Origin of the sequence: Streptomyces sp. cg35, assembly GCF_050410835.1 — a bacterium.
Classification (GTDB): Bacteria; Actinomycetota; Actinomycetes; order Streptomycetales; family Streptomycetaceae; genus Streptomyces.
On sequence record NZ_CP191268.1, the window covers coordinates 7,011,077 to 7,035,530 of the forward strand.

General features: G+C 71.9%; 21 protein-coding genes and 1 pseudogene. 10 read left to right on the forward strand and 12 right to left on the reverse strand.

Annotated features, from left to right (window positions below; translation table 11 throughout):
- Window positions 1-2 precede the first annotated feature (2 nt).
- Together ACQUQD_RS32070 and ACQUQD_RS32075 are read left to right on the forward strand one after the other, a co-directional pair.
- Window positions 3-989 carry a DNA polymerase Y family protein gene (locus ACQUQD_RS32070; protein WP_428955657.1) on the forward strand — a complete coding sequence of 329 codons (987 nt, stop codon included), beginning with the start codon at window positions 3-5 and terminating at the stop codon, window positions 987-989.
- Window positions 990-1,224: 235 nt separating this feature from the next.
- Window positions 1,225-2,088: an esterase/lipase family protein gene (locus ACQUQD_RS32075; RefSeq protein ID WP_428955658.1), complete on the forward strand. Its 864-nt coding sequence runs from the start codon at window positions 1,225-1,227 to the stop codon at window positions 2,086-2,088.
- A gap of 75 nt (window positions 2,089-2,163) precedes the next feature.
- On the opposite strand, the gene ACQUQD_RS32080 is transcribed toward ACQUQD_RS32075, so the two are convergent.
- The 3 genes from ACQUQD_RS32080 to ACQUQD_RS32090 all read right to left on the reverse strand — a co-directional run bounded on the left by ACQUQD_RS32080 (window position 2,164) and on the right by ACQUQD_RS32090 (window position 5,532).
- Window positions 2,164-3,168 (reverse strand): lytic polysaccharide monooxygenase, encoded by a 1,005-nt coding sequence (locus ACQUQD_RS32080; RefSeq protein WP_428955659.1) that lies wholly within the window; start codon window positions 3,166-3,168, stop codon window positions 2,164-2,166.
- A 165-nt stretch (window positions 3,169-3,333) separates the two neighbouring features.
- Window positions 3,334-4,707, reverse strand: a complete 1,374-nt coding sequence (locus ACQUQD_RS32085) for an FG-GAP and VCBS repeat-containing protein (protein ID WP_428955660.1) — start codon at window positions 4,705-4,707, stop codon at window positions 3,334-3,336.
- 135 nt (window positions 4,708-4,842) lie between these two features.
- Window positions 4,843-5,532: a response regulator gene (locus ACQUQD_RS32090; protein WP_428955661.1), complete on the reverse strand. Its 690-nt coding sequence runs from the start codon at window positions 5,530-5,532 to the stop codon at window positions 4,843-4,845.
- 139 nt (window positions 5,533-5,671) lie between these two features.
- On the opposite strand from ACQUQD_RS32090, the gene ACQUQD_RS32095 reads away from it, so the two are divergent.
- From ACQUQD_RS32095 to cimA, 5 genes are all read left to right on the forward strand, one after another.
- On the forward strand, window positions 5,672-6,655 hold the full coding sequence (locus ACQUQD_RS32095) for a Bug family tripartite tricarboxylate transporter substrate binding protein (protein ID WP_428955662.1): 984 nt from the start codon (window positions 5,672-5,674) through the stop codon (window positions 6,653-6,655).
- Complete coding sequence (locus ACQUQD_RS32100; RefSeq protein ID WP_428955663.1) at window positions 6,652-7,182, forward strand: tripartite tricarboxylate transporter TctB family protein; 531 nt, start codon at window positions 6,652-6,654, stop codon at window positions 7,180-7,182. Before ACQUQD_RS32095 ends, ACQUQD_RS32100 begins: the two co-directional genes overlap by 4 nt.
- Before the next feature lie 4 nt (window positions 7,183-7,186).
- A complete protein-coding gene (locus tag ACQUQD_RS32105) occupies window positions 7,187-8,695 on the forward strand; it encodes a tripartite tricarboxylate transporter permease (protein WP_428955664.1) in 1,509 nt (502 codons plus the stop codon).
- A 123-nt stretch (window positions 8,696-8,818) separates the two neighbouring features.
- A complete protein-coding gene (locus ACQUQD_RS32110) occupies window positions 8,819-9,481 on the forward strand; it encodes a hypothetical protein (protein WP_428955665.1) in 663 nt (220 codons plus the stop codon).
- Between the two features lie 104 nt (window positions 9,482-9,585).
- A complete protein-coding gene (gene cimA, locus ACQUQD_RS32115; protein WP_428955666.1) occupies window positions 9,586-11,229 on the forward strand; it encodes a citramalate synthase in 1,644 nt (547 codons plus the stop codon).
- 100 nt (window positions 11,230-11,329) lie between these two features.
- Here cimA and ACQUQD_RS32120 read toward each other — a convergent pair whose 3' ends face one another.
- A complete protein-coding gene (locus ACQUQD_RS32120) occupies window positions 11,330-11,470 on the reverse strand; it encodes a hypothetical protein (protein WP_428955667.1) in 141 nt (46 codons plus the stop codon).
- A gap of 108 nt (window positions 11,471-11,578) precedes the next feature.
- Between ACQUQD_RS32120 and ACQUQD_RS32125 the strand changes: the two genes are divergently transcribed.
- Window positions 11,579-12,181 (forward strand): class I SAM-dependent methyltransferase, encoded by a 603-nt coding sequence (locus ACQUQD_RS32125; protein WP_428955668.1) that lies wholly within the window; start codon window positions 11,579-11,581, stop codon window positions 12,179-12,181.
- Between the two features lie 15 nt (window positions 12,182-12,196).
- Here ACQUQD_RS32125 and ACQUQD_RS32130 read toward each other — a convergent pair whose 3' ends face one another.
- Window positions 12,197-12,706 carry a DUF402 domain-containing protein gene (locus ACQUQD_RS32130; protein ID WP_428955669.1) on the reverse strand — a complete coding sequence of 170 codons (510 nt, stop codon included), beginning with the start codon at window positions 12,704-12,706 and terminating at the stop codon, window positions 12,197-12,199.
- On the reverse strand, window positions 12,684-13,619 hold the full coding sequence (locus tag ACQUQD_RS32135) for a GNAT family N-acetyltransferase (RefSeq protein WP_428955670.1): 936 nt from the start codon (window positions 13,617-13,619) through the stop codon (window positions 12,684-12,686). Before ACQUQD_RS32135 ends, ACQUQD_RS32130 begins: the two co-directional genes overlap by 23 nt.
- Before the next feature lie 71 nt (window positions 13,620-13,690).
- Between ACQUQD_RS32135 and ACQUQD_RS32140 the strand changes: the two genes are divergently transcribed.
- A complete protein-coding gene (locus ACQUQD_RS32140) occupies window positions 13,691-14,056 on the forward strand; it encodes a GntR family transcriptional regulator (RefSeq protein WP_428955671.1) in 366 nt (121 codons plus the stop codon).
- Window positions 14,057-14,070: 14 nt separating this feature from the next.
- Here ACQUQD_RS32140 and ACQUQD_RS32145 read toward each other — a convergent pair whose 3' ends face one another.
- A complete protein-coding gene (locus tag ACQUQD_RS32145) occupies window positions 14,071-15,180 on the reverse strand; it encodes a DUF5925 domain-containing protein (protein WP_428955672.1) in 1,110 nt (369 codons plus the stop codon).
- A gap of 189 nt (window positions 15,181-15,369) precedes the next feature.
- Between ACQUQD_RS32145 and ACQUQD_RS32150 the strand changes: the two genes are divergently transcribed.
- Window positions 15,370-16,788, forward strand: a complete 1,419-nt coding sequence (locus ACQUQD_RS32150) for a GH39 family glycosyl hydrolase (protein WP_428955673.1) — start codon at window positions 15,370-15,372, stop codon at window positions 16,786-16,788.
- A 59-nt stretch (window positions 16,789-16,847) separates the two neighbouring features.
- Here ACQUQD_RS32150 and ACQUQD_RS32155 read toward each other — a convergent pair whose 3' ends face one another.
- From ACQUQD_RS32155 to ACQUQD_RS32175, 5 genes and pseudogenes are all read right to left on the reverse strand, one after another.
- The gene (locus tag ACQUQD_RS32155) at window positions 16,848-20,777 is read right to left on the reverse strand and encodes a lipopolysaccharide biosynthesis protein (protein ID WP_428955675.1); all 3,930 of its coding nucleotides are present in this window, start codon (window positions 20,775-20,777) and stop codon (window positions 16,848-16,850) included.
- Complete coding sequence (locus ACQUQD_RS32160; protein WP_428955676.1) at window positions 20,770-21,591, reverse strand: polysaccharide deacetylase family protein; 822 nt, start codon at window positions 21,589-21,591, stop codon at window positions 20,770-20,772. The genes ACQUQD_RS32155 and ACQUQD_RS32160 overlap by 8 nt, the downstream gene beginning before the upstream one ends.
- Window positions 21,588-22,592, reverse strand: a pseudogene (locus ACQUQD_RS32165) (glycosyltransferase); the annotation flags it as partial. The gene ACQUQD_RS32160 and the pseudogene ACQUQD_RS32165, both read right to left, overlap by 4 nt.
- Before the next feature lie 74 nt (window positions 22,593-22,666).
- Window positions 22,667-23,500, reverse strand: a complete 834-nt coding sequence (locus tag ACQUQD_RS32170) for a glycosyltransferase family 2 protein (protein WP_428955677.1) — start codon at window positions 23,498-23,500, stop codon at window positions 22,667-22,669.
- Between the two features lie 393 nt (window positions 23,501-23,893).
- A complete protein-coding gene (locus ACQUQD_RS32175) occupies window positions 23,894-24,307 on the reverse strand; it encodes a hypothetical protein (RefSeq protein ID WP_428955678.1) in 414 nt (137 codons plus the stop codon).
- Window positions 24,308-24,454 lie beyond the last annotated feature (147 nt).

Below are 24,454 nucleotides of genomic sequence, written 5' to 3' on the forward strand. Positions count from 1 at the left end.
CGGTGGAACATGAACGTGACGAGCTGGGCGGTGTGCTGTGCGTGCGGTTCCTGCTGCCGCCCGCCCACGAGGCGTACCTGGCACAACTGCTCTCCCTGCTCGGCGAGTTCAGCCCGGTCGTCGAGGCGCTGCCGCCGGACTCCGCGCTGGTCGACCTGCGCGGTGCCGTGCGCTACTTCGGCTGGGACGCGCGCCGGATCGCCTCGGTGATCCGGGTGCGGGCCGTCGCCCTGTACGGCGTGGAGTGCGTGATCGGGGCCGGACCCGGGCCGATGGTCGCGCGGATGGCGGCGCGCGGGGCCGCGACCGGCGTGACCGAAGTGGTGCGGGACGTACCGGAGTTCCTCGACGGACAGCCCGTCGGCGCGCTCCCCGGGGTCGGCGCCGCCACCGCGCGGACCCTGTGCGAGTACGGGCTCGACACGGTCGGCCGGCTCGCCGCCGCGCCGCTGTCCACCCTGCAGCGCCTCACCACGGCACGCGTCGGGCGCGAGCTGCACGACAAGGCGCGCGGCATCGACCGGGCCCGGGTCACCCCGAACGCGGCCGCGCGCTCACTCGCCGCCGAACGGTCCTTCGTGCGCGACGAGCTGGACCCGTTCCGGCACCGGCGCGCCCTGCTGGCCGTGGCCGACGAGCTGGGCGCCCGGATGCGCGACGAGGAGCAGGTGTGCCGCTCGCTCACCCTCACGGTGCGCTACGCCGACCGGTCCTCGACCGTACGCAGCCGGGTGCTCCCCGAGCCGACCGCCCACTCCGTCTCCCTGGCCGGGGCCGCGTACCGGATGTACGAGGCACTGGGACTGCAGCGGGCCAGGGTGCGGGGCGTCTCCCTGCGGGCGGAGGGGCTCGGGCCGGCCGAAGGGGCCGCCCGGCAGCTGACCTTCGACCCGGTGGACGAGCGGGCCCGGGTGCTGGAGGCGGTGGCCGACCGGGCCCGGGCGAAGTTCGGGGCCGGGGTCATCGTGCCGGCCTCGCTGGCCGCGTGAGCCCGCTCGCCGTGGGGCGCGGGCCAAGATCGCTTCTGCGGGTGGTGTGCGGCCGGGCGTTGGCGCCCGACGCGCCCATCCGGCCCCTCTGGTGACACCCCATCAGGACTGTCACCCGCAATCCGTGCTAGAAATTTTTACCGACGCGTAACTTCACGCCTCTACTACTCACGCGTAACTTGGCATGGGCACAGCAAGCTCCGTGCAACTCCCTTGAGCCGCGAGGAGATTCACGATGCTGCCCAGAAACAGATGGAGGCGGGCACTGCGCGCCGTGACCGTCGCCGCCGCCCTGTTCGCCGCCACCGCGACCCCCCTCACCGCAGCCCACGCCACGGCCGCCGCGCCGAGCAGCGGCTGGAACGACTACTCCTGCAAGCCGTCGGCCGCGCACCCGAGGCCCGTCGTCCTCGTCCACGGCACGTTCGGCAACTCCGTCGACAACTGGCTCGTCCTCGCGCCGTACCTGGTCAAGCGCGGGTACTGCGTCTTCTCTTTGGACTACGGACAGTTGCCCGGCGTCCCCCTCTTCAACGGGCTCGGTCCGATCGCCAAGTCCGCCGAGCAGCTGGACGCCTTCGTCGACAAGGTGCGCGGCGCCACCGGCGTCGCCAAGGTCGACCTCGTCGGGCACTCACAGGGCGGCATGATGCCGCGCTACTACCTGAAGTTCCTCGGCGGCGCCGCCGAGGTGAACGCCCTCGTCGGCATCGCGCCCGACAACCACGGCACCACCCTGAGCGGACTCACCAAACTCCTGCCCTACTTCCCGGGCATCGAGCCGCTGCTGACGCTCGCGACACCGTCCCTCGCCGACCAGATCGCCGGATCGGACTTCGTCAAGAAGCTCAACGCGGGCGGCGACACCGTGCCCGGCGTCCACTACACCGTCATCGCCACCAAGTACGACGAGGTCGTCACCCCCTACCGGACCCAGTTCCTCGACGGGCCCGACGTGCGCAACGTCGTCGTGCAGGACCTGTGCCCCGCCGACCTCTCCGAGCACGTGACCATCGGGACCGTCGACCTCGTCGCGTACCACGAGGTCGCCAACGCCCTCGACCCCGCGCACGCCACCCCGACCGACTGCTTCAACTGACATTCCCTCGGATGCAGTTGAGGACCGCCGCCTCCCGCAGGGCAGGGAGACGGCGGTCCGGTCGTGCGTGCGGGATCAGCGGCCGTGCCGGCCGCCCGTCACCGCGCGGCGCCGCACCGAGGCGAACAGGCCCGCCGCGCCGATCGCCAGCGCGGCCGCGCCGCCCATCGCGATGTACGGGGTGGTGGAGTCACCACCGGTCTCGGCGAGGTTCTCCGAAGCGTCCTGGCCCGCCAGCTCCTTGCTGCCGCCGCCGTTGACCTCGGGGGCGTTGGGGGTGCCGGCGTCCTGCGCCGCCGGGGCCGCCGACTCGTGGCCCTCGTGCGTCGCGGAGCCGTCGCCCATGTCCATGCCGCTGTGGTCGATCGTCGACTTGTCGGCGTCCTGCTCGATCTGCTCGTCGGACGGCGCCGACGCCGCCGGGGCCGCGCCCGCGGACGAGCTGCCGCCGTACGTCACGTCCGAGCAGGAGTAGAACGCCTCCGGGCTGTCCGAACGCTGCCAGACGCCGTAGATCAGCTGGCGGCCGGTGCGCTCGGGAAGCTTGCCGGAGAAGGTGTAGAAGCCGCCCTCGGCCGCCGGGTCGGTGCTCGTCGCCACCGGGTTCTGCAGGTCCAGGTCCGACCAGGCCAGCGGCTTCGACGCGTCGTAGCCCTGCTTCGTCATGTAGAGCTTGAAGGTGCCCTTGTGCGGGGCGGTCACCTTGTACTTGAAGGTGTACGAGCCCGCCGAGACCTTCGTGGCCGGCCAGTCGGCGCGGGCCAGGTCCATGCCCTTGAACTCGTCGGAGTTCGCCGAGCACAGCTTGCCGTCGGGGATGCGCTCCTCGGACTTGCCGCCGGCCTCGCCGTCCCGGATGCCGTTCCAGTCGTACAGGGCCTGCGAGCCGCCCGCCGCGACCGCCGCCTTGCACGCCGCCGACGTGGGGCTCTCGGCGCCCTCGGCGTAGCAGGCCGCGACCCGGCTGACCGGGTCGCCGAGCGTGCCGTGCGCCGCGGCGGGCGAGGCGGACAGGGCGGTCAGGGCGAGCGGGACGACGCCGGTGGCGGCGAGAGCGGCGACCTTGCGGCGTGCGGGCATGGGGGATCTCCTCGGTGGGACGACAGGGGTGGGGGGAAGCTCCGTTCCGTCAGGTGAACGGGCCCCGGTGACATGCAAGTTAGCCCGGGAAACAGCCCCGGTCGGCCCCTGTGGGCGTCCTGAGTCGATCTTTATGGCGCACTTAAGGCCGGGCTCAGGCTGTGATCAGAGAACGTGCTGCGCGCGGCCTCGGTCGAGGTCCTCGGACGTGAAATGCCGCTGGTACCGCATCCCCGTGTCGGTGCCCCGCAGTACCCAGAACGCGTCCGGGTCCCGTCCGTTCCGCCGCACGTAGCCCGAGGCGCTGAACACCACGTCCAGGTGCCTGTCGCCGTCGGTGTCGAGCAGCGGGCCCTCGACGGTGATGCGGTTGCGCGTCGGACCGCGGCCGGGGGAGGGCGTGTTGCTGCCCGGGACGCCCGGACTGTCGAGGGTCACCGCCCGGATGTCCGCGGCCCGCGCCCCGAGCAGATCCGGGATCAGCCAGACCGCGCCGTTGTTGTCGTCGGCACCGGTCGCCGAGGTGACCAGATCCGCCCTGCCGTCGCCGGTCACATCGCCGAGGGCCGTGCCGCCCATGCCGCCGTAGTCGGGCGCGTCCCCGAGCCCCGGCGGGGAGCCGGTGCCCACGCCTCCCTTCTCGCCGGTCTCGGGTCCCGAGCGGGTGCTGAGCCAGTACCCCGCCCCCAGCTTCCCTTCGTACGCACCGAAGTTCGCCGAGTACAGGTCGTCGATGCCGTCGCCGTCCACGTCCCCGGGCTGTCCCTCCAGGCCGATGTCCGGCTGCTCGCGGCGCTCGACGAGCCGGAGCCCGCGCGGGCCGCCGCGCAGATAGTGCGCGCCCCGGACGGAGACGTCGCCGTCGCCCTCCATCTCCGGGTCGGTCCAGACGAACCACAGGGCCAGATCGGTCGCCCCGTCGCCGTCGAAGTCGCCGGCGAGGAACCGGTCGGGGATCGAGTCCCGGGCGTGCCCGTCGGTCAGTTCCTGGCGGCGGGCCGGGGTGCCGTCCCGCCCGACGGGCCCGTACCAGACCGTGCCCTGCGGACCCTCGGCCCCGCCCGGGACGAACAGATCTGCGTTGCCGTCCCCGTCGAAGTCGCCGGTGGCCGCCGGGCTCCTGGACGCACCGGTGAGCGGCCGCGGGGCGCTCAGCCCGCGCGGCCCGCCCCACAGGACGGCCGGGCGGCTGATCTCCGGGGCCCGCACCAGATCGGTGAAGCCGTCGTGGTCCAGGTCGACGCGCAGCAGCCGCCGCTGTTCGCTCCACTTCGAGGGCGGCGTCGCGACGACCGTACGCAGCCGGGGATCCAGGCCGTCCGCCGACCCGTACACCACCACCAAGTGGTCGCCCGCCTCCACGGCGAAGTCGTCGTAGCCGTCGCCGTTCAGGTCCCCGGGCCGGGGATGCGCCGAAGGCGTTCCGGCCGGCGGCCGCTGGGCCCCGGACACCGGCCGCTCCCCGCCGCCACCGGCCGGCCGGTCGGCGACGCACACCGTCGCCACCAGCACGGCCGCCAGCGCCGCCGCGGCGCTCATGATCGTTCCTCGCACTCCAGCCCCCTCCGAGCCGACCTGCCCCAGGGGCCTGTCCGGCGGATCCGGCCGCGGGCGCGGGATCCGGCACAGAACAGCACGGGCCACCCGGACGCGACCTGAACCGCCGGCCGGCCCCTAGGCCACCCACCGGTAACGGCGCTCCGGCCGCCCCGTGCCCCCATAGCGGAGCGACACCCGCGCCCGCCCCGTCCCCGCGAAGAACTCCAGGTACCGCCGCGCGCTCACCCGGGACAGCGAGCCCGCCCGCTCGGCGCACTCCGCGGCCGACAGGCCCTCCGGGTGCGCGCGCAGGGTGCGCTCGACGAGATCCGCCGTGTGCGCGGCGAGGCCCTTCGGGAGTTCCCTGGAACCCGGCGGACGCGCACCGAAGATCTGGTCGACGTCCTCCTGCCGCGCCTCGTCGAGGTCGTCGAGGCGTGCCCGCAGCGCCGCCACGTGCCGCAACTGCTCCTGCAGCGCCGCCTGGTTGAACGGCTTGATCAGGTAGTGCAGCGCCCCGGCCCGCAGCGCGGCCCGCACGACCTCCGCGTCCCGCGCCGCCGTGATGAACAGCGCGTCCACCGGCGCACGCGAAGGATCCCGCTCCTCCGCCGACCGCAGCTCCCGCAGCACCTCGATCCCGTCCATGTCCGGCAGATACACATCGAGGAGCACCAGATCGGGACGTACCGCCTCGGCCGCGCGCAACGCCTCGGCGCCGCTGTGCGCCACGCCGGCCACCACGAATCCGTCAAGGCCGGACACGTACCGACTGTGCAGCTTGGCGACCATGAAGTCGTCGTCCACGACCAGCACTTTCGTCACTGGCGCAGGGTAGGGGCGCGACCACAAGGACCACAACGTTCCTTAAGCGCGGAAGAGAGACAGCTCGTTAACGCGTAGGCAACATGTGGGCCACCTCACAACCCCCTGACCCTCCGTATCTCGACAGGTGGTGGCACCCGTGCGCCTGCGCACACCCCTCGCCCTGCTCGGGGCCGCGCTGCTCGTCCTGGTGGGGCCGCCGCTGCTCACCACGGGCAGCGGCGCCGACGCCGGCACCCAGATCCCCGGCCTGCGCCTCATGGTCCCCAACACGCCCGGCGGCGGTTACGACATCACGGCGCGCACCGCCGCGAAGAACGCCGAGGACGCCGGACTCACCCACACCATCGAGGTGTTCAACCTGCCCGGCGCCGGCGGCACCGTCGGCCTGACCCGGCTCGTCGGCGAACACGGCAACGGCAAGCTCGCGATGTCCATGGGGCTCGGCGTGGTCGGCGCCGCCCGCTCCAACCACGCCCCGACGACCCTCGCCGACACCACGCCCATCGCCCGCCTCACCGAGGAGGCGGACGTCGTCGTGGTCGCCAAGGACTCCCCGTACAAGGACATCGGGCAGCTCGTCGACGCCTGGAAGAAGAACCCCGGCAAGCTCCCGGTGGGCGGCGGCTCCTCGCCCGGCGGGCCCGACCACCTCGCCCCGATGCTGATGGCGCGCGCCGCCGGCATCGCGCCGAAGAAGGTCAACTACATCCCCTTCGACGGCGGCGGCGAACTCCTCGCCTCCATCCTCGGCAACAAGGTCGCCTTCGGCGTCTCCGGCGTCGGCGAGTACCTCGACCAGATCAAGAGCGGCGAACTGCGCCTCCTCGCCGTCACCGGCCCCGAGCGCGTCCCCGGCCTCGACGGCCCCACGCTCAAGGAGTCCGGCTACGACGTCGACTTCACCAACTGGCGCGGCATCGTCGCCCCGCCCGGCCTCTCCGGCACCCAGCGCGACAAACTCACCCACCTCGTAAGGAAGTTGCACGCCTCCGACGAATGGAAGCAGTCCCTGAAGAAGAACGGCTGGGACGACGCGTTCCTCGTCGGCGACGACTTCGGGACGTTCCTCGACGCCCAGGACAAGCGCGTGGTCTCCGTACTGAAGGAGCTGGGACTGTGACCCTCCCCGAAAACCGGGACCGCCCCACGACCCGGACGTCCTGGCTGCGCGAACACTCCGAACTCGGCGTCTGCGTCCTGCTGCTGGCGCTCGGCGCGCTCGTCCTCACCGACGCGCTCACCATGGACGTCGACCTGACCCAGCGCGGACCCGTCGGACCGAGAACCGTACCGATCGTGGTCGGCACCGGCCTGCTCGTCGTCGCGGTGCTCCTCGCCGTCGACGTGCTGCGCGGCGGCCGCGGCGAGGCCGAGGGCGGCGAGGACATCGACCTCTCCGAACCCGCCGACTGGCGCACCGTACTGCTGCTCGCCGGCGTCTTCCTCGCCACCGCCGTCCTCATCGAACCGCTCGGCTTCCCGGTCGCGGGCGCCCTGCTGTTCTGGGGCGCCGCGTACGCGCTCGGCAGCCGCCACCCGCGGCGCGACCCCCTGATCGCCGCGGGCCTGTCCCTGCTCACCTTCGTCGTCTTCAACAACCTGCTCGGCGTCCCGCTGCCGGGCGGCCCCCTGATGGGAGTGCTGTGACGCCATGAATGCCTTCAACTCCCTTCTGGACGGCTTCGGTACGGCCCTCACCCCGATCAACCTCCTGTGGGCCGCCGTCGGCGTCCTGCTCGGCACGGCCATCGGCGTGCTGCCCGGCATCGGCCCCGCCATGGCCGTCGCGCTGCTGCTCCCGGTGACGTACGGACTCGAACCCACCGGCGCGTTCATCATGTTCGCGGGCATCTACTACGGCGCCATGTTCGGCGGCTCGACGACCTCCATCCTGCTCAACACCCCGGGGGAGAGCGCCGCCGTCGTCGCCGCCATGGAAGGCAATCCGATGGCGAAGTCCGGGCGCGGGGCGCAGGCCCTCGCGGCCGCCGCCATCGGGCACTTCGCGGGCGGCATGATCGGCACGGTGCTGCTCGTCGCGCTCGCGCCCAAGGTGGCCTCGCTCGCCGTCGACATCGGCGCGCCCGACTACTTCGCCATCATGGTCCTCGCGTTCATCGCGGTGACGTCCGTCCTCGGCTCGTCCCGTGTGCGCGGCCTCGCCTCGCTCCTCATCGGCCTCACCATCGGCCTGGTCGGCCTCGACCAGATGACCGGCCAACAACGCCTCACCTTCGGCTCGTTGCAGCTCGCCGACGGCGTGGACGTCGTCATCGTCGCCGTCGGACTCTTCGCGATCGGCGAGGCCCTGTGGGTCGCCGCGCACCTGCGCCGCACCAGCGGCGAGGCCATCCCCGTCGGCCGCCCCTGGCTCGGCCGCTCCGACGTGAAGCGCACCTGGAAGTCCTGGCTGCGCGGCCCGCTCATCGGTTTCCCGTTCGGCGCGATCCCCGCGGGCGGCGCCGAGATCCCCACCTTCCTCTCCTACGTCACCGAGAAGCGCCTGTCGAAGCACAAGGACGAGTGGGGCAAGGGCGCCATCGAGGGCGTCGCGGGACCCGAGTCGGCGTCCTCGGCGTCGGCGGCCGGCACCCTCGTCTCCATGCTGACGCTCGGCCTGCCCACCACGGCCGTCGCCGCCGTCATGCTCGCCGCGTTCCAGCAGTACGGCATCCAGCCGGGCCCCCTCCTGTTCGAACGCGAACCGGAGCTGGTCTGGGGCCTGATCGCGTCCCTCTTCGTCGGCATGGTGCTGCTCCTGGCCCTGAACCTGCCGCTGGCCCCGGTCTGGGCGAAGCTCCTGCGCATCCCCCGCCCCTACCTCTACGCGGGCATCCTCTTCTTCGCGGCGGTCGGCGCGTACGCCGTCGGCGGCGAGGCCGTCGACCTCGTCATCCTGCTGATCATCGGCCTCATCGGCTTCGGCATGCGCCGCTACGGACTGCCCGTCCTGCCCGCCGTCATCGGCGTCATCCTCGGCCCGAACGCCGAACAACAACTGCGCCGCGCCCTCCAGATCAGCGACGGCAGCGTCGGCGGCCTCGTCGACACGCCCTTCTCCGTGACCGTGTACGCGGTCGTGCTGGTCATCGTGGCGTGGCCGCTGGTGAAGAAGCTGGTGGTGCGGGGCGGAAGGAGCGACGCGGACAGGACGGCGTGAGCGGCGCTGTACGCCGCGGCTCGAAATGGTGTGGATCGTCGGTTCTCGGCCGCAGCGCACCCGCCGCCGGTGTCGCTACGGTCGAAGACGGCAGCACGCCGTGGAAAGCCGCTGGAGGACGCAGTGTCACAGCAGGATCCGGGCGGTGAACCGCCGAACCCTCCGGACGCGGGGACACCTGATGACCATCCTGCGCCGTCCGACCCTTCGCATCGCCCCCTCTGGGTCGTCGTCACGGCCCTGATCGGCGCGGCGGCCACCGTCGCGGCGGCCCTTATCGCGGCGTTCTGGCAGAGCGGCGACGACCGTCCGGACCCTCCGGGCAAACAGACCTCCGAGCCGAAGGGGAAAGGGGGTGCCGATCAGGAGGCCAACGGAAACGCCAACGCGCCTCCTCCGTCCTCGTCGCCCACTCTCACGGCGGGAGCCTGGAGCGATCCCGTAACGGTGGGGCTGTACAGCAACAATTACGACGTGGACACCCTCTGGTCGCCCTATGCGCTCGATTTCAAGGACATTGAGGTCACGGGGCACAGGCTGTCCGGATCGTCCGACACGGCGCACCCGTCGCGGGTCAAGGGCATGGGACTCGATCCGCCGACACCCGGGCAATGCAAAGAGGGCCTCGGAGGGGAAGCGGGACCGGGAAGGGTGAATCTGCGCCCAGGGGAATACGTCTGCGTCAAGACGACAGAAGACGACTACGTGTTGCTGAAGGTGGAGAAAGACAGAAAGGACAATGGGGGATCCCTTTATGTGGACGTGGAAATGTCCCTCCTGAAATAGCCGCCGGACACGCTCCGCCGGTGCCGACAGGCACCGGTCAAGCGATTCTTGAGGACTCTGCCGGACCGTGGCGCCCCAGTGAGCTATCCAGGAGGGTCACGGTGATGGCAGTGCAAGGCGTGGAGCTCTACGACACCACTCTGCGAGACGGCACCCAGCAGGAGGGAATGGTGCTGACGGTGCAGGACAAGCTGGCCGTCGCGCGCCACCTGGATGCCTTCGGCGTCGGGTTCATCGAGGGCGGATGGCCGGGCGCGGTACCCAAGGACACCGAGTTCTTCCGTCGTGCCCGCACCGAACTCACCCTGGAAACAGCGGAGTTGGCCGCATTCGGGGCGACGCGACGCCCCGGCGGCGCGGCCGCCACGGACCCCCAGGTACAGGCCCTGCTCGCCTCGGGCGCGCCCGTGATCACCCTGGTCGCCAAGACGGATGTCCGGCACGTGGAACGGGCGCTGCGGACCTCGCTCGCCGAGAACCTGGCCATGATCTCCAGCACCGTGCGGCACCTCGTCCACGCGGGCCGGCGGGTGTTCGTCGACGCCGAGCACTACTTCGACGCCCACCGCGTGAACCGCGCCTACGCGCATGAATGCGTGCGCGCGGCGGCGGAGGCCGGCGCCGACGCCGTCGTGCTGTGCGACACCAACGGCGGCTCGCTGCCGGACCAGATCCACGCGGCCGTGGCCGACACACTGGAGCAGACCGGCGCCCGGCTCGGCATCCACTGCCACGACGACACCGGCTGCGCCGTCGCCAACACCCTCGCCGCCGTCGACGCGGGCGCGACCCATGTGCAGGGCACCGCCCACGGATACGGCGAACGGTGCGGCAACGCGAACCTGTTCACCGTCGCCGCCGACCTCGTGCTCAAGCGGGGCATCGAGGCCATGCCGGCCACGCGGCTCGCCGGGATGGCCGACACGGCGCGGGCGATCAGTGAGCTCACCGGCCACCCGGGCCGGCCGGCCGACCCCTACGTCGGGTCCTCCGCCTTCACCCACAAGGCGGGCCTGCACGCGTCGGCGCTCCGGGTGGACCCGGATCTGTACCAGCACATCGACCCGGCCGTCGTGGGCAACCGGATGCGCACCCTCGTCTCCGACATGGGCGGCCGCTCGTCCGTCGAACTGAAGGCCCGCGAACTCGGCTACACGGTGGCGGCCGGTTCCGAGCCAGTGGCCCGCGCCTCGGCGCGCGTCAAGGAACTGGAGAACAAGGGCTACAGCTTCGAATCCGCCGACGCCTCCTTCGAACTGCTGCTGCGCGACGTGCTGTTCGGGGAGGCGGCCGCCGGACAGCCGTTCGCCGTCGACCACTGGCGCGTCACCGTCGAGCAGGGCTCCGCCGACGCCGCGACCGAGGCCCGCGTACGGCTGCGGATCCCCGGCGGCGAGCCGGTCGTGGCCGTGGGCGAGGGCAGCGGACCGGTCAACGCGCTGGACCGCGCGCTGCACCAGGCCCTCGACACGCTCTTCCCCGCACTGGCCGGGCTGGAACTCACCGACTACCAGGTGCGGATCCCCACCGGCGAGCGCGGCACCGCCGCCCCCGCCCGGGTCCTGGCCACCTTCTTCGACGGCCGGCGGCGCTGGCGCACCGTCGGCGTCGACGACAACCTCGTCACCGCCTCGTGGCACGCACTGCTGGACGCGTTCCGGTACACGCTGCGCGACAGCGCCGGGCCGGTGACGGAATCCGGGGCGGAGCAGCTCGCGGAGCCCGCGTTCACCTCGCCCGGCAGCTGATCCGTCCGCGGTACGGACACGAGGCCGCGGAGCGCCCGAGCGGCGCCCCGGCGACCGCATCCGCTACCGCGAGCGTCTGGCTCTCATGCGACCCGCCCGCCTACTCGTCCGGCCACCACGTCTTGCGCACGTCCTTACGGACCTCCGGGCGCTCCCGCACGCGCTCGGCGGCCGCCTCTTCCCGCAGCCGGCGCGTGACGGTGCTCGCTCCGGTGGGCTTGTGCATGGTCACTCGGCGCATCGTGCCTCCTGTACCTACACGGAATCCAACGTGGTGCCGTTGTAGACCTGTTCCCGGAGGGTCGCTCATCGAAGCGCAATTGTCAGTGGCGGTTGTCACGATGAGGGGATGACGTACTCACAGGCCAGCGCCGAATGGGATGCGGCGGCGGCCGCATTCGACGACGAACCCGACCACGGCATGCGGGACCCGGAGGTCCGTGCCGCCTGGGCCGCCCGCCTCGCGGACTGGCTGCCCGAGGCACCGGGCGAAGTGCTCGACCTGGGCTGCGGCACCGGCACGCTGTCGCTCCTCGCGGCCGAGCGCGGACACCGCGTGACCGGCGTGGACTTCGCGCCGAACATGCTGGAGCGGGCCCGCCGCAAGCTGGCCGGCCATGACGCCGCGTTCCTCCTCGGGGACGCGGCGTCACCACCGGTGCCGACGGGCTCGTACGACGTGGTGCTCGCCCGGCACGTGCTGTGGGCCCTGCCGGACCCGGCGGCCGCCCTGCGCCACTGGGCGACGCTGCTGCGGCCCGGGGGACGGCTCGTACTGGTTGAGGGGGTGTGGGGGCGGCTGGACCCGACCGGGATCCCGGCGACCCGGCTGACCGGCCTGGTGCGGGACGTGGCCGGCGACGTACGGCACGAGGCGCTGTCGGCGGACGCGCGCCTGTGGGGCGCACCGGTGACGGACGAGCGGTACGCGGTCGTCGCCACCGTGCGCTGACCGGCCACGGTCCGCTCAGCGCAGCAGCGCAGTGAACTCCTCGCCCTGCGCGAGGAGTTCCAGCTCGTCCAGGGCCCGCGTCGCCGCGGCGGCGGCCGCCGGGTCCCGCTCGGCGAGGCCGCTGTCCGCGAACTCGTCCTCGTCCAGCCGGATCACCCGCGTGCCGTCGGCGGACACCCACAGGTCGAGGTCCAGGTCCTCGCAGACGATGTCACCGCTGCCGTCGCGGACCGCGGGGCGGGTGATGTCGCAGTACCAGCCCTTCACCGTGCCGTCGCCCGCCCGCACCTCCTTGACCGCGTACCAGCGGTCGCGCCAGTAGTGCTCCGTGAACACATCGCCCGGCTCGAAGCGCACGAAGCCGAAGTCCCGTACGCCCTCGCCCGCCCAGGCGGCGCGCACGGCGATGTGCGTGCCGTCGTCCGACAACAGCTCCGCCGGATAACCGATCTTCGTGCGGCCCGCCTTGACGAGCGTCACCTTCACCGGCCCGGGAACCGGATCAGGAGTCGAGGGTGCGAACATGGCGAACCTCCGTCGCGTCGATCTCGTAGCCGAACCATCGGTTGATCGCGAGCATCGGCTCGTTGCCCGCGTCATTGCCCGTGTACGCCACCGCGCAGCCGGCCGCGCGGGCCCGGTGCAGCGAGTCGTTCTTGGCGAGCTTGGCCAGGCCCCGGCCGCGGAAGGCGCGGGCCGTGCCGGTCATCCCGGTCGCGTAGCGGCCCTCGCCGTCCGTACGGGCCAGCGTGAACGCGGCCGGGCGGCCGTCCACCACCGCCACCGTCGTCAGCCCGGGGCTGAACAGAGGATGGCGCCAGGTGTGCGTCAACCAGTCCTCGTAGTCGGCCGGTTCGGCCCCGAGGTCGCTCGGCTCGTCCGCCACCGTCTCCGCGTCCAGCGCGAACAGCGGGCGCGGGTCGGCCGCGAAGTCCGCCGCCGTACGCAACTCGACGCCCGGCGGCGCGGGTTGCAGGGGCGGCAGGGCGTCCGCCGTCAGATCGAGGCGGAGGAAGTGCGCCGAGCGGCTCCTGCGGTAACCGCGGGCCGCCGCCCACGCCAGGTTCCGCGGGCCGTCCAGGGACCAGCAGTACACCCGCGTCGCACCGTGCCGAGCGAGGTGCTCCTCCGCGGTCCGCAGCAACAGGCTGCCCGCGCCGCGGCCCTCGTGCCGCGGGTCCACGTACACGTTGGCGTAGCCCTGGCCCGGCTCCGGGCTGTCGTGCGCGACACCGACCTGCGCCGTCCCGATCGGCCCGCCGTCGTCGGCCACCGCCACCAGCTGAAGGTAGCGGGCGCCGGGGTGAGTGTGCGCCGCGTCGTGCGCGACGGAGGCGGGAGTGGCGAGCATGCACGGCAGACAGGCGCGGCGGATCCGGGCGAAGGCCCCGGTGTCCGCCGGGTCGTCGGGGCGCAGGGCGCGGACGATCACGGTCATGGCGTCGCACGCTACGCGCCGTCCCCGCCCGGGTGCCTCTCATTTTCCGGCGCTGCGGGACAATCGGGCGCGTGACCCTGAAGATCCGCATTGACGACAGCGCCGCACCCTACGAGCAGGTGCGGGCCCAGATCTCCGAGCAGGCCAGGGCCGGTGCCCTGCCCGTCGGCTACAAGCTGCCCACCGTCCGCGGCCTCGCCGAGGAGCTGGGACTCGCCGCGAACACCGTGGCCAAGGCGTACCGGGCGCTGGAGGCGGACGGGGTGATCGAGACGCGCGGGCGCAACGGCACGTTCGTCGCCGCCGCCGGGGACGCCGCCGAGCGCGAGGCGTCGGCCGCCGCGCAGGCCTACGCCGAACGGGCCCGCCGCCTCGGCCTGTCCGAGGCGGCGGCACTGGCCGCGGCCCGGGACGCGGTGCGCGCGGCCTACTCCTAGGCCGTGTCCGGCGGCTACAGGTACAGCCCCGCGTCCGCCCCGCCCCGCTGGTCCGGCACCGCCGTCGGGGAGACGCCCCGGCGCAGCGCGTACAGCTCGGCGAGGGTCGCGCCGTCGCGGCCGACGGCCTCCTCCCGGCCGGGCACGTCCTCGCCCAGCCAGTCCAGCGCCTCGCGGCGGGTCAGCGAACCCACCTCGATGCGGGCCAGGCAGCGGCCGGGGCGGACCACGGCGGGGTGCAGGCGCTCCAGGTCCTCGTTGGTGGTGACGCCCACCAGGACGTTGCGTCCCTGGCCGAGCAGGCCGTCCGTCAGGTTCAGCAGCCGGGAGAGCGCCTGGCCCGCCGTGTGCTTCGCCTCGCCGCGGATCAGCTCGTCGCAGTCCTCCAGGAGCAGCAGCCGCCAGCGGCCCTTCGCCGTCCCGTCGTCCTCGCCGATCGCGATGTCCATCAGGTAGCCGACGTCGGAGAACAGCCGCTCGGGGTCGAGCACGCAGTCGACCTGGCACCAGTCGCGCCAGGAGCGGGCCAGCGTGCGCAGCGCGGACGTCTTGCCCGTGCCCGGCGGGCCGTGCAGCAACAGCAGCCGGCCCGCGATGTCGTCCGGCCGCGTCTTCATCAGCCGGCCCATGGCCTCGGCGACCGGCTGCGTGTAGTTGGACCGCACCTCGTCCCACGTGCCCGCCGAGATCTGCCGGGTCGTGCGGTGCGGGCCGCGCCGCGGTGACACGTACCAGAACCCCATCGTCACGTTCTCCGGCTGCGGTTCCGGCTCGTCGGTCGCGCCGTCCGTCGCCTGCCCGAGGACCTTCTCCGCGAGCTCGGGCGTCGTCGCCGTCACGGTGACGTCCGCGCCGCGGTTCCACCGGGAGATCAGCAGGGTCCAGCCGTCGCCCTCGGCGAGCGTCGCGCTGCGGTCGTCGTCGCGCGCGGAGCGCAGGATGCGGGCGTCCGGCGGGAGCAGCGTGACCCCGGACCGGACCCGGTCGATGTTCACCGCGTGCGAGTGGGGCTGCTCGCCCGTGGCGAAGCGGCCGAGGAACAGCGCGTCGACGACATCGGCGGGCGAGTCGCTGTCGTCGACGCCCAGCCTGACCGGGAGCGCGTCGAATGGGTTCGCAGACATGCCGCCATGATCCGGCACGAACGGCCCGCTCGCACGGGAATTGCGCAGCGCGTCACAGGCGCACCGCGGCACGACGCACGCACCGGCGTGACGATCGCACCCGGGGGCGGCGTCCGCGGGCGGCCTGTGACGATCCTGTTGCAACGGAGCCTGTTCCTCCGTCAACTGGTCTCGTTACCCTTGCCCTTGATGGGACGTCATGAGTGGAATTCGGGGGTAGGGCGGTGGCGGCTCGCCGCTCTGCTCGGCGTGGGGGCGGCCGCTCTGGCTCTGGTGCTGACGGTGATCAGCACCCTTCCTGACAACCAGGGCAGCATCGCGGGCACCACGCCCGACGGCGACAAGGTGTACGGCACGCCGGCCGTGCCCTCCGCGACGGGCCCCGCGGTCGGATGGGGCTTCACCCACACCGAGCACTCCGCCGACGAGGGCTCCGGCGCGGCCACCGAGCGCGCCCAGAAGCTGCTCGGTGAACGGCCGCTGCCGCAGAACGAGGCCATCATGGGCTGGGGAGCGGACAACCCCGAGCCGGTGAAGGGGAGATACGACTTCGATGCGCTGGACAGCCGGATGGCCTTCATCCGCAACTCCGGCGGCACTCCGGTGATGACGTTGTGCTGCGCGCCGGACTGGATGAAGGGCGGCAGATCCGGCGTCGACCACACGAACTGGAGCCAGTCGAATCTGGAGAAGGCTCCCGACCCCGAGCACTTCCAGGACTACGCGAACCTCGCGGCCACGGTCGCCAAGCGCTACCCCGACGTACGGCACTTCATCGTGTGGAACGAGTTCAAGGGCTTCTGGAACGACGACGAGGACCGCTGGGACTACGAGGGCTACACCAAGCTCTACAACCTGGTCCACAGAGCGCTGAAGAAGGTCGACAAGGACATCAACGTCGGCGGCCCCTACCTGGTGATGGACAGCCTCAGCCCGAAGCAGACCGAGGGCACGTCCGACGTCGCGAAGGGCGCCTGGGGGCGCATGGACCGGCGGATCGTCGACGCCTTCGACTACTGGAACAAGAACAAGGCGGGCGCCGACTTCGTCGTCGTCGACGGCTCCAGCTACACGAACGACGACGAGATGCTGCCCGACGAGTTCGCGGCCACCGACAAGTTCACGGCGGTCGGCAAGTGGATCGAGCGGGAGACCGGGAACCTGCCGCTGTGGTGGGCCGAGTACTACGTGGAACCCGCCGACAGCAACGACGACCGCAAGGGCTGGAGCGAGCCGCACCGCGTCGCCGTCCAGGCGGCCGGCCTGATGGCCATGGCCAAGGGCGGCGCCGTCTCCGGGTTCTACTGGAACCCCGAGACGGAGAAGGGCGGTTCGTGCGCCGGATGCATGTGGCGGCCCACGGACCGCGCCTCCGGGGGCGGACCGCTTCCCATGTACGACCTGGTGTCGCGGTTCAACGAGGAGTTCGGACCGGGGACGAGGTACGAGAGCGTGAAGGTCGCCGCCGACGACCGGCCCAACGTGCGGGTCCTCGCCGACGACAAAGCCGTCCTGGTGGTGAACACCCTGAACCGGGCCATCAGCGCGAAGGTCGACGGCAGACGGTTCCAGATGCAGGGGTACGAGGTGAAGTGGCTGCGGCGGTGAGGCGTCCGGCCGCACAACCGCTGCGGCGGTGAGGCGTCCGGCCCCACCGCCGGACCGGCCTACTGCAGGCCCATCGTGAGGAACCGCTGGATCAGCGACGCCAGGACCACCGCGAGCAGCGGCAGCGAGAACCAGAACGTGCTCTGCAGCCAGCGCAGTCGACGCACACTCGGACGCGCCGCCACCCGGACCACCTCGCGCGCCGTCAGCAGCACGATCAGGGCGAGCGCGGCGAGGCCGCCCACCACCGACCACGGCGTCCAGGTGATCTGGGGGCCGACCGGGCCCGGGTCGGCCTTCTCGACCGCGCCGGACGGCTCCGTGCGCAGCTGGTACATGGTCACGTCCTCGTTGACGTAGACCTTCTTCAGCTCCCGCCGCCCGTCGAGGTTCTGGACGAGCCGGGTCTGCCACGTCTTCGAGTAGCCGACGTCCAGCTGCAGATAGACGACCTGGCTCTTGTTGATCATCAGGTACGAGTTCGGGCCGGCGTTCTTGAGCGCCTTCACCAGGCCGCCGACCAGGACCGGATCGACGGGAGCCAGCGTCGGCACGTACTGGACCCGCTCCATGTCGCGGGCGCCCCACGGCAGCGACGGCGTCACGTTCTCGACGGTGTCGTTGCTCATCCACAGCAGCCGTACGGTCGGCTTGTCGTGGGCGTAGACGTAGTCCATCGCCGCGACCTCGCCGGGCCGGATCCGCTCGAACGGCTCGTTGCCCCAGCGGGCCACCAGGAAGCCGCCCATCAGCAGCAGCCCCGCCATCAGCGCGGCCAGCGGGGCGAGACTGACCCGGTCCCGGTCGCGCTCCTTCGAGGTCGCGCCGGTGCGCGGGAAGAGCGCGAGGCCGGCCAGGAGCGCGGCGCCGGGCAGGGCGAACATGAAGACCCGCAGTGCCATCTCGCCGCCGTACGACTGCATGCCGAAGCCCAGGAACGGGACGAAGGTCAGCACGACCAGTGACCGCTCGCGGTACTTCCAGTCGCGCCGCCGCCACCAGCCGTAGCAGGCGAACGCCATCACACCGCCGGCGAGGAGCACCCGGGTGTACAGGACGAGCTTGTGGGTCGAACTGCCGCCCTGGATCCGGCCGGAGACGGAGGACGAGACATTGCCGCCCACGCCGCCGACACCGCCGAAGAGATCGTTGAAGTGGCCCGACCAGTACGGCTCCGCGAGGAACCCGAGCCAGACGACGACGATGACGCCGAACAGCAGGGGCAGACCGCGCAGTTCACAGCGGCCCACCAGGACCAGCACCGCGAGGACGCCCAGCATCACGAACGGAGTGAGCTGGTGCGCCGGGACCGTCGCGGCGAACAGGGCGACGAGCACGACGAGCAGCACCGCACGCTGCCGGCGGTCCGTCGGCGCGACCTCCGTCTCGCCCGGCCGCCGCTTGGTCCACAGCACGCGCGGCGCCCGGAACCACACGAGCAGGACGGCCACGAACACCAGGTACAGGAGGTACGTGAAGCCCTGCGGCGAGAAGTAGTCCTGGCCCACCCAGCCGCTCAGCACGAAGATCCACAGGCCGCTCCACTTGGCCCGCCAGCTCGCCCGGACCGAGCGCAGCAACAGGAACATCGGTGCCAGGTAGAGGAGTTGGATGGCCAGCGGCCACCAGCGGATGACCTCGCCCAGATCGCTGACGCCGCACGCCTTCGCCAGGAACGCGGCCGCCGCGAAGAAGCCGGGCCAGCTCCAGCGGGCGTCCAGGTCGGGGACCGCCGAGCCGGTCCGGTCGATGTAGTCCATGAAGCCCAGGTGCTGCCAGGCCGTCGCGAACCGCGGCTCCGTCTCGATGACGGCGGGCAGCGCGTGCAGCGACACGACCGTCGCGAGCAGCGTCAGCAACAACAGCCGCTTGTGCGGGCGTTCGAGCCAGAGCAGGGACGCGAAGACGCCGATGAGCAGCGCGGCGCCGAGCAGCGTCACCGGGGACAGGACCGAGATCAGGCCGAGCCCGCCCATCTCGTCCAGGTCCGCGTCGCTCATCCCGAGGACCGGACCCCAGTACAGGCCGAGCGCCGCGACCAGCAGCAGCGCCAGGACGGCGACGGCCGGGGTCAGCCGGGCGCCGCGGCGGTCCGGTCCGGCCGGTTCGACGGCTTCGGCCGGCTCCGCGGGGAGACCGGACGCGGGCTCCGCCGGTTTCTCCGTGGTGAACGGTGCGTCGACGCCCTCGTCCGGCCCGGGGTCCTCGGTGACCCGGCCCGCCGACAGATGCACGGTGTCCCGCGCCCCCGGCCCCCCGGACCCGCCCTCGCTGTGCCCGCCGCTCGACGCCTGCGACGCTTGTGACGCCGAGGCGGGCTCGTCCGGCGACGCCGTAGCGCGCTCCGGCAGCGGTGACGTGACCGCCCAGGTCGGCCGGTGCGTGCCGCGGGCCGGGGTGACCGGGCCCGGCCGGATGTCCGGGCGGCGCTCCTGATGGTCCAGGTTGAGCTGCACCGCGAGTTGCAGGGTGTCCGAGTCCATCGCGTTCCGCAGGGCCCACTTGGGGCCGTGCTTCTCCGCCGGGCCCGCCGGTACCTTCGGGGTGCCCAGATCGGCCAGGTCGCCGTCGGGCGCCGCGTCGTCGGCGAGCGGCGACGGGGCGGGAGCGGTGCGCACGACGCGCCACAGCCGGGGCGCCGCGATCGCCACGATCACGGCCAGCGACGAGATCTCCGCGACGCCCGCCCCCGTCAGCCCCATCCGGGGCAGGAGCAGCAGCGTCAGACCGAGCACCAGCACGCACAACAGGCCCTGCAGCCAGGCGAGTCCGGACGTCCGGCTCTGCGCGCGCAGCACCGCGAAGTACGTCTCCATGACCACGCGCAGCGCCGCGCCGACCGCGAACCAGCGCAGCAGCGGCGTCGCCGCCTCCGCGTAGTCCCGCCCGAACACGTGCAGCACGTACGGCGCGAGGACGAACAGCAGCACGCAGATCGGGATCATGATGCGGGCCATCCGGCGCAGCGCGGCCCGGGTGTTCGCGGCGAGCTGCGCCGGGTCGTGCGAGCCCTCCACGGTCAGCGACGCACCCATGTTGATCGCCAGCAGATTGACCGTGCCGCCGATCGTGGTGGTGATGTAGAAGTACGCGTTGTCGGCGGAGCTGACCTGCGAGGCGATGAGCACGGGCACGAGATAGACCACGGCCAGCGAGAACAGCGAGCCCGTGTAGTCGCCCGCGAGGAAACGCCCCATCTCGCGCAGCGTCGGCGGATCGGCCTTGCCGTCGGTGGCCTTGATGTGCCGGGGCACGAGCCGCCGGAAGACGAGCCAGCCCAGCGGCACCACGGAGAACGCGATCGCGACGACCCACGACACGAACACGCCGGTCGTCGGTACGGCCACGGCGAACGCCACGAGCAGGCCCAGCTTCACCGTCGAGAACACGGTGTTGCCGACGGGCACCCACAGCGCGCTGCGCAGCCCCGTCAGTACCCCGTCCTGGAGCGTGAGCAGCGACCAGGCCATGACGGCCGCGATGAACCCGATCCCGTTCACCGGACCGTGCAGGAACCGGTAGGACGGCCCCCACATGTCGAGGGTGAGCAGGAAGACCAGCGCCGCGCACGCGACGGCGAGCGAACTGCCCGCGTACGTACGGAAGATGAATCTGCCGGTGGCGCGTCCGGCGATCGGGATGAAGCGGGCGAGCGCGCCGGTCAGCGTCACGGCGGTGAGGCCCGCGAGGAACTTCATCGCCGCGATCGCGGCGGAGCCCTGGCCGACCGAGTCCGCCGAGTAGTAGTGCGCGGCGGCCAGCCAGAAGCCGACGCCCAGGACGCCGGAGATGCCGGTGTTCAGCATCAGCGCATAGGCGTTGCGGAACAGCTGGTTACCGCCCCCCTGCCCCATGGCGTCCTTGTTGCCCTTCCTGCCGCGGCCCATGCCGGGCAGCCTGAGTCTGCGACCGGGCGGTGCCTGCGGCTCGGTCGTGGTTTTCGTCGGCGCGGCCGACGCGGCCTCGGCGGTGGTCGTCGTGTCAGACACGGGTACGGATTGCCTTCCGGCGGGTCTGTCGGGCTCTGCGGACCAGGGCGTACCCCTTGGTGAGGGCACGGTCCTTGGCGAAGGTGCGGCCGATCGCGCGGCCCTCGACCAGCCGCTCGAACTCGGCGGGGCCGGTGGACCGGCGCACGGTGACGCGCTCCAGGGCGTAGGGGCCCTGACGGCGGCGGGCGAGACCGTTGCCGACGGCGAGCGACTGGGCGAAGCCCCGGGCGCGCACCGCCTGCCGCACCCGGCGGTCGGAGTGACCGTACGGGTACGCGAAGGAGACGGGCGGCGCGCCCAGCTCCCCGTCGACGATCTCCTTGCACCGCCGTAGCTCGAACTCCAGCTCCGCGTCATCGAGTTGGTCGAGCTGCGGATGGGTGTGGCTGTGGCCGCCGATCTCCGTGCCCTGCGCGGCCAGTGCCCGCACCTGGTCCCAGTCGAGCATCGTGTCGAGCCCGCCGCCGGTGTCGTACGTGCCGCGCAGCCATCCCGTCGAGACGAACAGAGTGGACGCGAAGCCGTGCTTGGCGAGGACGGGCAGGGCGTGGCGGTGCACGCCCTCGTACCCGTCGTCGAAAGTGATCAGGACGGGCCGGTCGGGCAGCACCCGGCCGCCGCCGCGCCAGATCGCGGCGAGGTCGGCGGTGGTCAGCGGGGTGCACCGGTGATCGGCCAGGATCTCCATCTGCTCGGCGAACTGGCCGGGGGAGACGGAGAGCCCGCGGGTCGCGAGGCTCGGCTCGTCGGCGACCGTGTGGTACATCAGGATCGGGACGGGCGCCCCGTCCGCCGTCCGCCGCCCACTCATGCCGTCGCCTCCGCTTCCGCTCTCCCCTCGGCGTCCCCGCCGATCTCCACCACGGAGAAGCTCGCGCCCCCCTTGCGCGCCCGAAAACTCCCGAGAACGTACCCACCGGCCGCCGCCGCCACTCCGGCCACGATGGCCCCGGCCCGTCCCGCGCCGCCCGGCCGGGCGAGCACGAAGTCGCGCACCCCGCGGGCCACACCGGACGGCAGTACCCGTGTGGTGTACGCACGCTCGGACTCAAGTCCCTTGTCCGCGCCGACACTTCGGGCCACCAGGGCCTTCGACAGGCCCTCGGCGTAGGTCCGCGTACGGAAGTAGGCGAACCGCTCCCGCCCGGCCGGCACCCGGTGATGGATCACGGCGCGGTCGTCGATCAGCAGCACCGCGTCCGGTCTTGCCCGGCTGAGACGGATGCACAGTTCCGTCTCCTCGCAGCCCAGCGGGCGCTTGTCGCCGTCCCGGCCGATGCCCGTGGCGAAGCCGCCCGCCGCATCGAAGGCGGTGCGCCGGAACGACGCGTTGCCGCCCAGCACGTTGCGCACCTCGACCTTGCCGCGCGGCAGCCCCTTGTAGGTGCAGCCCACGACCCAGTCGAACTCCTCGGGGAACCAGACCGGCCGGCGCCCCGACGCCCAGATGGGCTCGGTGCGCCCGCCGACCGCCATGACCCGCGGGTCGCTGTACCCGTCGGCGAAATGCCGCAGCCAGTTCCGCTCGGCCACCGCGTCGTCGTCGAGGAACGCGACGATCTCCCCGGCCGAGACGGCGATGCCGGTGTTGCGCCCGGCGGACAGGCCGCGCGGCCCCGCGTTCGCCAGCACCCGGACGCCTGCCGTCTCCTTGTACTCCTTGACGAGGCGGTCGAGCAGCGCCTGGTTGTGATCGACGACGAGCAGGGTCTCCAGCGCCGGGTACGACTGGGCGCGGACGGAGTCGACGGCGGCGAGGATGTCGGTCCAGCGGTCCTCGGTGTACACACAGATGACGACGGAGACGGTCGGCGGATCAGGCCTCCGCGGCGGGGGAGGAGCGGGGTCCGGGGCGGCGCCCCGCGACCTCGCCCCATGACTGTCCGTCAAGACCCTTCCCCCCGGGCCAGGTTGAGCTGACCCGGAGCGGAGCGCCGGCGCAGGGCCCGGCGGTTCGACCGCTCCTTGAGGATCACCTTCAGCACGCGCAGCCCGTCCCGCACGGCGCGCAGATTGCTGGCGCCGTGGATGCGGAGGTACTCGTGGCTCGGGATCTCCTGGACCCGCAGGCCCGCCTTGACGACCCGGATGTTCATCAGGGTCTCCACCTCGAACCCGGTGCAGTCGAGGTCGATCTCGTCGAGGCAGTGCCGCCAGAACGCGTTGTACCCGTAGCACAGGTCGGTGTAGCGCGCCCCGAACTTGGCGTTGACGACCGAGCACAGCGCCCAGTTGCCGAGCTTGCGGATCGGGGTCATGTCGTCCGTGCCGCCGCCGTTGGCGAACCGCGAGCCCTTGGCGAAGTCGGCGCCGGACACCAGCGCCGACACATAGGAGACGATCTCCTGGCCGTCGGCGGAGCCGTCCGCGTCGACCATCACGATGATGTCGCCGGAGCAGGCCTCGAAGCCGGTGATCAGGGCATCCCCCTTGCCCTTCCCGCTCTGCGGCACGACGACGACCTCGGGCCACAGATCGCGGGCGACCTCGACGGTGTCGTCGGTGGAATTCCCGTCCACGAGAACGACTTCGTGGATCCATTCCGGCAGTGTCTTGAAAACGTAGGGAAGATTCTCCGCCTCGTTCATGGCGGGAATGACCACGCTGACCCGTGGCGCGATGGCCAGGTGCGTGGAGATAGCCCGGTACTGGGCGGGTATGCGCGACGGCGACGGAGCGGTCCCGTCAGGGATCTCCGGGCGCACAACGGAACTGGTCATGAGTCTGGTCCCTCTCGTCCGGTGGACCGCCCGCCCCCGGGCGGTCCGGCTGGAAGTCCGGTTCGAAAGGGGGGTTCTCACTTACGGCCATGGCGGAACGACTCTCCGCGCACGCCGGGTGAGCTGGCAAAACACACCGGTTGGTTGGACCGGTCGCGCGGCACGCGACTCGACGACCCACACAGCTGAGATGAGCGGCTCACCGAGCACGGCACCCCCCTACCGCGCCCCGCGCCGGACCGTCGCGATCTTGAGCCCTCCCCTAGATCGCATTGCGTGATGGACCGATGCGGGTGGATGTAAGACGGTATTGATGATTGAGACTGTATGGCAAGACCTGGAACGAGGCCTCACGTTTTTGTTGTTTTGACCTTTACCTGAACTGCTGTACCTCTAGTGGAATTTGCCCATTCGTTTACGGAATCGGAAACTCCATTGAAGGAGGAAGGCGAGGGCGCTCGACGCCCCCACGGCGATCACCCCGCCGTCGACCGACCAGTGATGGGTCGCGAGCATGCCCTGGGCCACGAGCATCACCACGGCGATCGCGCCGGCGGCGGAAACGAGACATCGGGCCCATGGGTCGAAGCCGCGCAGGGCCGCGGCGAACGCGGCGCCGGGCGCGGCGAGCAGGAAGAAGAGCGTGAGCGGTCCGCGCAGCGGTGATTGCGCGCCCGAGAGCGCCAGGACGAGGCCCGCGCCTCCCGCGACGACGCCCGCTCCCGCGAGCAGGTGCAGCGCGTCTCTGCCGGACGGCGCTTCCCCCGCACCGTCGGACGACGGTTGCTTGATCCCTATGGTCTGCATTGGCGACTTTGCCCCCCGACGCGCCGGATGCCGGGCTTCAATGTCGCGCAGCGGCGGGGGCGGCGTCAAGATGCGGCGGGTATGTGCGGAGTTCCCCGGAGGCGTCGGATGCCTCCGGGGAACTCCCTTACGTCATAGTTCAGTTGA